This window comes from Acinetobacter sp. V2, assembly GCF_001188385.1.
Taxonomy (GTDB): domain Bacteria; phylum Pseudomonadota; class Gammaproteobacteria; order Pseudomonadales; family Moraxellaceae; genus Acinetobacter; species Acinetobacter oleivorans.
In genome coordinates this window covers 233,647-242,797 of sequence record NZ_JZFB01000002.1, presented here as the reverse complement: position 1 = coordinate 242,797, position 9,151 = coordinate 233,647, and the positions used below count along the sequence as shown (strand labels likewise).

Genomic DNA, 9,151 nt, shown 5'->3' with positions numbered 1-9,151 from the left:
ACGACTAAAAAATCATAGCAACAATAAAACCTGAGATAGGCGAGCACACCATTTTTGTGCGGCTTTTGCATGCCTGTTTTTAGCGCTCATTTTAAGAGTGACGGTATTTCTATCTCTTTTACATACAACAAAAAATTATTTTAAACGGTATAAAAATGCCAAATTTAGAAGCATCATTTAGAGCATTACGCGTGCTCCACGCAGCAAAAGATTTATTTAATCAAAACGGGTTTTACATCGGAATAGATCGAATTATTGAGGAAGCCAAAATCCCCAAAGCCACTTTTTATAACTATTTTCACTCCAAAGAAAGGCTCATTCAGATGAGCTTAATTTTTCAAATAGATGCCTTAAAACATGAGGTGTTTTCAATTATTCATTCGTACCGCGAACTCATGGCATTCGATAAACTCAAGAAAATTTACCTCTTACATGCGAACTTAGATGGCTTTTATCGGTTGCCATTTAAAGCTATTTTTGAAATTGAAAAGATCTATCCAGCCGCATATAAACTCGTCATTGACTACCGAAACTGGTTCATTAAAGAAATTCATAAATTCCTTTTAACTGTTAAAGCGACTGCTACAGTTGAAGATGCGCACATGTTTTTGTTTGTGATTGATGGCGCGATGGTTCAGCTTTTAGGGACCAATAACACCGATGAAAGAGATGCATTGCTTGAGTATTTTTTAAGTCGGGTTTAATGGGGGACGGCCTGACGAGAGTTGGGCTTTTTATTTTTATTAATATACTGAGAATATAAGTAATATTTTTATCTATAATTACAATAAATTGGATATTATATTTAAACATGAACTTCATATTTTTATTAAATTTATGATTAGGATAAAAAAACTATTCTTAGTATTTTTAATATATTTACTTCCATATCCTATTTATGCACAGGAAATTAAGATTCTTAATATGAATAATGATTTAATTGAAGAGATTAAAAGTATTGCACTACAAGGAAATGCAGATGCTCAAGTAAAATTGGGTCTTTTGTATATTCAAGGTTTGGGTGTTCCACAAGATTATATCTTAGCAAGACAGTGGTTCGAAAAAGCTGCCAAACAAGGTAATAGAGATGCTGAATATAATCTTGGTGTTATCTATGAAAATGGGAATGGTATACCTCAGAATTATAAATTAGCAGCAGAGTGGTATCAAAAAGCAGCTGAAAAAGGACGATCTAATGCTCAATATAATTTAGGTAATTTATACGCAAATGGGGTAGGAGTTGCACAGGATTATAAAATAGCAAAGGAGTGGTTTGAAAAGGCAGCGGAACAAGGAAACGCCGATGGTGAATATAGTCTGGGCGTTATGTATGAGTATGGAGATGGTACTGCTCAAGATTATAAGATAGCAGTAGAATGGTATCAAAAAGCAGCAACCCAAGGAAATGTGAATGCTCAGTTTAATCTAGGTATTTTATATGCTAAAGGTTTAGGCGTTTCTAAGAACTATGAAATAGCTAAACAATGGATTGAGAAAGCAGCTGAACAGGGCCATGAGAACGCTAAAATAATTATCACCCAATTAGCTTCTCAATAATAATTATTAACCAAATAGAAGATTTTGGCTTAAGTGTACTAGCTCAAACCCGATCTGACAGTTACCCATTTTTTAGAGTATCTGTCAGATTAAATTTAAGCCTCTTAAATAATCCTAATTTTACCGCTCACCCAAAACCAATTCTTTAATCTTAACGGCCTTCTCAAAGTGATCTAACTTATGCAACATAATCCACCAATGGGCTGCTTCCATCAGTAACTCAGGGTTATCATTCTTATTTTTAAAAAAAGCATAAAAAGACAGACCAACATTGTCTCCCTTCTTTTCAATTTTATCGTCGCATCCCTTAATAAAAATTTCTCTTAATTCATTTCTCATATTTAGTATCACTTCAAGTCTATAAAACTAAGACGATTTATTGCGCTCGCCCCAATCGCACATCATATCTAATAAAGGAATCAAAGACTGTCCTCTTTCTGAAAGACGGTACTCAACTTTAGGCGGAATTTGAGGATATTCCGTGCGAATAATAAGCTGGTCTCTTTCTAACTCTTTAAGAGTATTGCTAAGTGTTCTAAATGAAATATTGCCAATGCAGCGTTGCATCTCATTAAAACGCATGACATTTTTTTCATACAGCCAATACATAATAATCATTTTATATTTGCCATTAATCAAAGAAAGAGTGTAGCCGAAACCTGTCTCTTCTAATGGCGTATGTGATGGAACGCATTCAGTCATTTTTAAAATCTACACTATCTTTTAGTATAGTATATAACACAAATTACCGTACTTATATTTAGGAAAGCACACTTCTATAATCGATTTATCAACTTTTCGATAAGAGTGTTTTCATAATGAAAAAGACATTAGTCATCGTTACGCATCCTCACATAGACCAGTCTGTTGTAAATAAAAGATGGGTAGAGGAACTAGAAAAATACCCAGACCAATTTACGGTTCACCAAATTTATCAGGCCTACCCAGATGGAGTGATTGACGTTGTTAAAGAACAAGCATTGGTAGAAGAACACGAAAATTTAGTATTTCAATTTCCAGTGTATTGGTTTAACTGTCCACCGCTTTTGAAACAATGGATTGATGAAGTTGTGACTTATGGTTGGGCTTACGGCTCAACAGGTGACAAGCTTAAAAATAAAAAGTTTATGTTGGCTTTGTCCGCTGGTGTGAAAGAAAAAGTTTATTCAGAGTCTGGTGAATACAAGCTTTCTTTAGAGCAGATTTTTACTCCATTTAAACTAACGGCTTTATATGTTGGTGCGGACTATCAACCACTTCATGCATTTTATGGTTTAGACACAAACCCTTCAGAAGATGATGATGTTCCAACTCAACAAGACATAGAAAATAATGCGGTTGAGTACGTTCAGAAGTTATTAGCGTTGTCTAAGTAAGTTTAAAGATAGGAAGGCCTGAACGTGAGGTTTGGGTCTTTTCAAAGTGGAAAATAGTTTTGTTATCTTTCTGATTTTTTAATAAACAGTTTGCAAAAATCAAATTTGTCTATAAGTTGAAAAATACAATAATACGTCTTTGGAAAAATTATGAATATCGCGCCTTTTCCATTTCAAATTACAAACTGGGAAGAAATTGAAGTTACTGAATATAGCGGTGACACAGGAAAAGCTTATTGGAAAACTCAATTTTTTGGTGAAGAAGGAAACAAAATAAGAGTAAGACTTGTTGAGTACTCAGCAAACTATTTAGCTGACCATTGGTGTGAGAAAGGGCACATATTATTTTGTCTAGAAGGCGAATTAGAAAGTAGATTGAAAGATGGGCGAACATTTACCTTAACGTCAGGCATGAGTTATCAAGTCGGAGATAACTCTGAGCCACATCAGTCTTTTAGCTTAAATGGTGCGAAGTTACTTATCGTTGATTAGATTCAATAAAATAGAGGGATAGCAATCTCTATCCCCCATCAAACACCTTAATTTGCCAAAATTACCATGGCAGTAACTAAACTTGTAATTCCTAAAAAGACATCTTTTAAACCAGCTTGGTCATCCATATAGGCAGGCGTGGTAACAAATAAGTTTTGTTTATCGACCACGCAGCTTGAGGTTTGACAAACATGGTGAATTGAACCCGTTTTTTCAATTTCTTTAGCAGTGTTAACGTCAGAACCCAAAGTGATATTTGGGTGTAAATCTCCAAACGTAAGCGCTAATAATGCAGGGGATATGCATATTGCCCCGATCGGCTTCTTACTTTGATGAAACGCTTTTAAAATTAAGGCAACTGTAGAATGTACTCTTGCTTCTGCTCCTTTAAAGGCAAAAGTTGATAAATTTTTTGCAACTCCGAATCCACCCGGAAGAAGAAGACCATCAAATTCATTTTCATTAAGTTGATCGAGTGAGGAAATTTCACCTCGGGCAATTCTTCCTGCTTCTTGCAAAATATTTCTCCGCTCAGTCATTTTTATTTCGCCACTCACATGGTCGATGACATAAAACAAAGGCTCATCAGGTGCAAAAATTTGATATTCAATATTGGCTGTATCTAAAGCTAATAGGGTTAAAACTGATTCTCTAATTTCAGAACCATCCAAATAACCACAACCCGATAAAATGACTGCTACTTTTTTCATCTGCTTTCTTAAGTACCTTTTTGATGTGCAAAAGATATTAAGTTTTCTTCTGAAAATTCTTTATACGCAGATTTGCCATAGTTTCGCCTTAAGTAAGCATTTTTGTTTTGCGTAGCTCGCGTGGAGTAATACCAAATAAATTTTTAAACTGTTCTGTAAATCTTGATTGAGATTGATAGCCGCATTCAAAAGCAATATTGCCAATACTCGTATTGGTGGTTTGAATTAAGTGCAATCCATGCCCCAGCCTTACTCTATTCCGAATATCTTGAATACTATTTCCCTCACTCTTTAGCTTTCTTCGTAAAGTCGATGAACTCATAAAAAGTTGGGATGCGATAAATTCAGCTGTGAGTTCTGTAGATAAATGATCAGAAATTAATGCCTGAACTTTGTCACTCAAACTTGTAGTCATATTTAGGCTAGAGATGTCGGTGTAACCAGAGTGATAAATAAGTTCTAAAAGTTCTCTTCTTCTAAATTTAAAAACAGAAGGCGGCGCAATGAGAGAAAAATCTATAAATTGAGAAAGTGCATTTTCTAGTAAGGCGTTGAATTGACCTTGTACAAATTTTTTAGAAGTTCCTGACGGATTTGGGAGGTCTTTAAAGTCATCAAAATCGAATTCGATGAGGAGCGCAAAATATTCTTCTTGATTTGGAATGTTGCGCATATCAAAGCTGACACTATTTGATAAAAATATAAAAGAACCAGCTTCACATACAATGTTTTCAGTTCTCCCTAACTCTTTAACACCACTTAAAATAGCGATGAGTAACGGTTTCGTAATTGGAACATTTCTAATTTTTTGTTCTTTATAGGCTGAATAAATTGAAAAAGGTGAGTTTAAATTGTTATCTGAGTTAATTGCTTTTTTAGATAAAGAAGTGAGATTTTTCATTAAGTTAAAATGTTTGATTTAATTTATGGCTTAAATAAGATCAGAAAATTATCGGTCTTTTCGAGGCGGTTTTTTAATATTTGGCTAATAAAAAAGCCTAAACCGATTAGGTTTAAGCCTCTTTAAATTTGAATTCTGGCGGTGAGAGAGGGATTCGAACCCTCGATACGCGCAAACGTATACACACTTTCCAGGCGTGCTCCTTAAGCCACTCGGACACCTCACCAAGGCGTGCGATAGTAACTAAAAAAACGAGTCCTGCCAAGATTTAAGATGAGCATTACAGAAAAAAAATAATAGAGGTGATAAGATTGCGATAAAAATCATATTGGTTTAATTACACAATGCAAAATACGGCCAAAAAAGCAACCTTGCCTGCCACGGCTTTGGCAGCTCTTGGGGTGGTCTTTGGAGATATTGGAACAAGTCCACTCTACGCCTTAAAAGAGTCCTTCCATGCAGCGCATGGGTTGGGAATTCAGCCTGAAAACGTATTAGGAATTTTATCCATTATTTTTTGGTGCTTAATGCTGATCATCAGTATTAAGTATGTCGCTATTGTCATGCGTGCAGACAACAATGGCGAAGGCGGAATCATGGCCTTACTCGCATTGAACTTACGTAAAGCCAAAATTGCCGACAACAAAAAAATCTACATGATTGCGATTGGCTTTATTGGTGCATCGCTATTTTTTGGTGACGGCATTATTACCCCTGCGATTTCGGTACTTTCGGCAGTCGAAGGCTTGTCCATTGCAACCGATGTGTTTGACCCGTTCATCATGCCAATTGCGATCACCATTATCATCGCGTTATTTTTGGTACAAAAACACGGTACGGCCTTTGTCGGTAAGTTTTTTGGCCCGATCACGATGGTGTGGTTCTTATCGTTAGGATTATTAGGTCTTCACAGCGTCATTCAGACTCCTGTGGTGTTGGGCATGTTTAGTCCGCATTGGGCGATTCAATTTATCTATCACCATCCCGTAATGACCTTTTTTGTTATGGGTGCTGTCGTTTTAACCGTCACTGGTGGTGAAGCACTGTATGCCGATATGGGACATTTTGGACCAGTTCCAATTCGTCTAGCATGGTTCTTTGTGGTGTTACCGTGTTTGGTTTTAAACTACGCAGGACAGGGCGCATTACTCTTAAGAGACCCAGCGGCGATTCAAAACCCGTTCTATTTATTGGTACCGCAGTGGGCACTTTACCCAATGATTATTATGGCGACCATGGCAACCGTGATTGCTTCTCAAGCCGTAATTTCTGGGGTGTTTTCACTTGCTCGCCAAGCGATTCAATTGGGTTATTTACCACGTTTAAGTATTAAACATACCTCTGAGTCTGAAGAAGGTCAGATCTATGTTCCTTTCTTAAACTGGTTGCTTTTAATCGCAATTATTATCTTAATTTTGATTTTCAAAACCAGCTCAAACTTGGCAAGTGCGTATGGCCTAGCTGTAACTTTGACCATGCTGTGTGACACGATTTTGGTTGCTGTGTTCATCTATTCGGCTTGGAAGTGGAGCATGCCAAAAGTGCTACTCCTGATTATTCCATTCTTTATTTTAGAGTCGGTTTTAGTCGCAGCAACTTCACTTAAAATCTTGTCGGGCGGTTGGGTGCCATTATTGATTGGTGCTATTGCAGTGACCATCTTAATGACATGGAAACGTGGTCGTGAGCTCACTTTTGCCAAGCTCGAACACGATACGTTATCGCTAGATCTGTTTGTGAAAAGTATTGGTAATAGCGTGCACTGGGTGCCAGGTGATGCTGTCTTTATGACGGGTACGCCGAACGTTGTGCCACATGCCATGTTGCATAACATCAAGCACAATAAAGTGCTGCATCAGCGTAATATCTTGGTAACAGTAGTTATTGAAGATGTACCATTTGTTGCACCAGAAGAACGTATTTCAACAGAAACTTTAGCTGAGCATTTCTTCCGTATTAAAATCTTCTACGGCTTTAAAGATGAAATGAATGTACCAAAAGCGCTTATGCAAGCTTATGAGCAGTTAGGTCTTGAATATGACTTGATGCACATCAGCTTCTTTATTTCTCGCGACCGTATTGTTCATTCGGTGGGCGATGGTATGTCTCCATGGAGAGAAAAACTATTTATCTCTATGCAGCGTAACACCAGTCCAGTGAGTGACTTCTACCAAATTCCAACTAACCGTGTAGTTGAGTTAGGTAGCCAAATCGAAATCTAAAAATTTGATGTAATAAAAAAACCAAGACAGATGTCTTGGTTTTTTTATGGCTCTAATTACTGAGCTTGCATAGGTGCATCTGCTGGCAAACCACCATCTTTTGCCATCGGGTCTGCCGACTGAGTTGGATCTGCCGAAGGCGGTGGAGTGTTCGGATCTTGTGGTGCTGGAGGCGCTTGGTTTGGTGCAGGTGGTACTGCATCAGTTGGTGCTGCTGGTGGAGCCAATTCACCGCCTGCTGGAGGTGCTGGTGGAACATCTGCCGGAATAGGAGCACCTGTAGGCGCTGCATTTGTCGGTGCAGCAGAAACTTGCTGTACTTGTCCGCTATTGACTAAATCGCTAATAGAACCAGGTTGGCCATTTACCGTTGTCGTAACTTTCACTTTAGACAAACTTTCTAAAGTATCTCCTGGCTGGACTGCTGGCTCAGCCAAAGCGGCCATACTACATAATCCCGTGATTACGCCAATACCAATAATCTTTGAATGGATCATTAAGTGGACTCCGATTATATTTTTATCCAAATTTGTGGAGCTAACCATGTCATAAGCAATCAGTGTTTTTCAACGAAAGATACGCAATTGGCGTAATTCAATAGCTAAAGCATCTCATAATTCCAACAGATTGTTACGTAAGGGGAAATGGAGTTACAAAAAAGATGACCATGTTTTAACCATTTGAAAGATAAGAGATATACTTAAAAAAGCAGGATTGTTAAGCTGCGTGTGGACAGTGGTATTGATAGAAACATGGCAAGTAAAAAACGTAGTAAAGGTACAAACTCATTCTCTCTAAGTGAGCATTTTGGCAAGATTATTCTTGCTTGTATTGCTGCGGGAAGTTTTGCGATTGCATTTGGTAGTGAAAAGATTTCGCAGTGGTTTTCACCTTTAAGTACTAACTCGACTTGCCTTAATCAGTTCTATCGAGAAGTTCCCCCTGCTTTAAATAAAGATAGCTTAAAAAAAGACAGTTATCCGCTGTGTTTTAATGGCTTTAATGTCTTGTATTCAGGCATTTCTAAAACGCCTTTATGGTCGGCTGAGCATTTAAATGCAGAACGTTTGAGTGTCAAAATTAAGCGTGAAGACAACTTCCATGAAGAAACCCGTATTGATCAAAAGCATCGAGCACTATTAAGTGATTATCGTGGTTCAGGCTATGACCGTGGTCATATGGCACCGAATGGTGATATGCCAAATAAAAGCTCACAGTCTGATAGCTTCTCGTTAAGTAATATGGTGCCGCAAGCACCTAAAAATAATCAGGAAGTTTGGCGTAAACTTGAAGAAGCTACGCGTGCTATCGCGACTAAGCAAAAACAAGATGTTTATGTAGTTACTGGCCCTGTTTTTGAGGGTAAACGCCTTAAAACGATTGGAAAGGGTGTCATTGTTCCTACCGCAGTTTATAAAGCGGTCTATATGCCAAAAACTGGCGCTATTGGGGCCTACTACGCACCAAACAATAACTCTCTACAAGTGAAAGTGGTGAGTGTTTGCTACCTTGAAGAACGCTTAGGCGTTAACCTGTTCCCGCAGTTAACTGAGCAACAAAAGCGTAATGTCTATCGCCTACCTTTAACGGCGAGCCAAGTTAAGCCAAATCAGAAGCTAGACTATTTACATTGGGATGGCGAGAGTCAATGTGAGCAGGACTTAAACGCCGATCAAATTAAAGCGCTACAAGACCAGTTTAAAAAACAAAAAACTGGTTCATCAGAACCAATGGAAGCAAAAGTTCCAACAATTGACGAAGAAACACGCCAAGCGATTGTGAAGCAACTGGTTGAAGCATTGGTGAACTATTTCTTGCAAATAATGAAATAAGCAGCTTTTTTGATTGTTATTGCAAAACTGTAAATGTTTAAAATAGAATCCATAGACAGAT

11 protein-coding genes and 1 tRNA gene are annotated in these 9,151 nt (G+C 37.7%); 6 read left to right on the top strand and 6 right to left on the bottom strand.

Annotated features, from left to right (window positions below; genetic code table 11):
- Nucleotides 1–155: 155 nt before the first annotated feature.
- Nucleotides 156–704, top strand: coding sequence for a TetR/AcrR family transcriptional regulator (locus UC75_RS09960; protein ID WP_049837489.1), 549 nt, complete (start codon nt 156–158; stop codon nt 702–704).
- A 220-nt stretch (nt 705–924) separates the two neighbouring features.
- Nucleotides 925–1,557: a tetratricopeptide repeat protein gene (locus UC75_RS09955; RefSeq protein ID WP_049837488.1), complete on the top strand. Its 633-nt coding sequence runs from the start codon at nt 925–927 to the stop codon at nt 1,555–1,557.
- Between the two features lie 120 nt (nt 1,558–1,677).
- Here the strand turns inward: UC75_RS09955 and UC75_RS09950 are convergent, their stop codons facing one another.
- Together UC75_RS09950 and UC75_RS09945 are read right to left on the bottom strand one after the other, a co-directional pair.
- Entirely contained in the window at nt 1,678–1,896 is a 219-nt protein-coding gene (locus UC75_RS09950) for a DUF6500 family protein (protein WP_049837487.1), read from the bottom strand.
- Between the two features lie 27 nt (nt 1,897–1,923).
- Complete coding sequence (locus UC75_RS09945; RefSeq protein WP_049837486.1) at nt 1,924–2,259, bottom strand: winged helix-turn-helix transcriptional regulator; 336 nt, start codon at nt 2,257–2,259, stop codon at nt 1,924–1,926.
- A gap of 116 nt (nt 2,260–2,375) precedes the next feature.
- Here UC75_RS09945 and UC75_RS09940 point away from each other — a divergent pair, with 116 nt between their 5' ends.
- Complete coding sequence (locus UC75_RS09940; RefSeq protein WP_049837485.1) at nt 2,376–2,933, top strand: NAD(P)H-dependent oxidoreductase; 558 nt, start codon at nt 2,376–2,378, stop codon at nt 2,931–2,933.
- Nucleotides 2,934–3,083: 150 nt separating this feature from the next.
- Entirely contained in the window at nt 3,084–3,425 is a 342-nt protein-coding gene (locus UC75_RS09935; protein ID WP_049837484.1) for a DHCW motif cupin fold protein, read from the top strand.
- A gap of 47 nt (nt 3,426–3,472) precedes the next feature.
- Here the strand turns inward: UC75_RS09935 and elbB are convergent, their stop codons facing one another.
- The 3 genes from elbB to UC75_RS09920 form a co-directional block, all read right to left on the bottom strand.
- Nucleotides 3,473–4,135, bottom strand: a complete 663-nt coding sequence (gene elbB, locus UC75_RS09930) for an isoprenoid biosynthesis glyoxalase ElbB (RefSeq protein ID WP_049837483.1) — start codon at nt 4,133–4,135, stop codon at nt 3,473–3,475.
- A gap of 88 nt (nt 4,136–4,223) precedes the next feature.
- Complete coding sequence (locus tag UC75_RS09925) at nt 4,224–5,036, bottom strand: helix-turn-helix transcriptional regulator (RefSeq protein ID WP_049837482.1); 813 nt, start codon at nt 5,034–5,036, stop codon at nt 4,224–4,226.
- Between the two features lie 136 nt (nt 5,037–5,172).
- A tRNA-Ser gene (locus UC75_RS09920) sits at nt 5,173–5,262 on the bottom strand.
- A gap of 118 nt (nt 5,263–5,380) precedes the next feature.
- Between UC75_RS09920 and UC75_RS09915 the strand changes: the two genes are divergently transcribed.
- On the top strand, nt 5,381–7,258 hold the full coding sequence (locus tag UC75_RS09915; protein WP_005300825.1) for a potassium transporter Kup: 1,878 nt from the start codon (nt 5,381–5,383) through the stop codon (nt 7,256–7,258).
- A gap of 56 nt (nt 7,259–7,314) precedes the next feature.
- On the opposite strand, the gene UC75_RS09910 is transcribed toward UC75_RS09915, so the two are convergent.
- The gene (locus UC75_RS09910) at nt 7,315–7,755 is read right to left on the bottom strand and encodes a hypothetical protein (protein WP_049837481.1); all 441 of its coding nucleotides are present in this window, start codon (nt 7,753–7,755) and stop codon (nt 7,315–7,317) included.
- 255 nt (nt 7,756–8,010) lie between these two features.
- Between UC75_RS09910 and UC75_RS09905 the strand changes: the two genes are divergently transcribed.
- Entirely contained in the window at nt 8,011–9,090 is a 1,080-nt protein-coding gene (locus UC75_RS09905; protein ID WP_049837480.1) for a DNA/RNA non-specific endonuclease, read from the top strand.
- Nucleotides 9,091–9,151 lie beyond the last annotated feature (61 nt).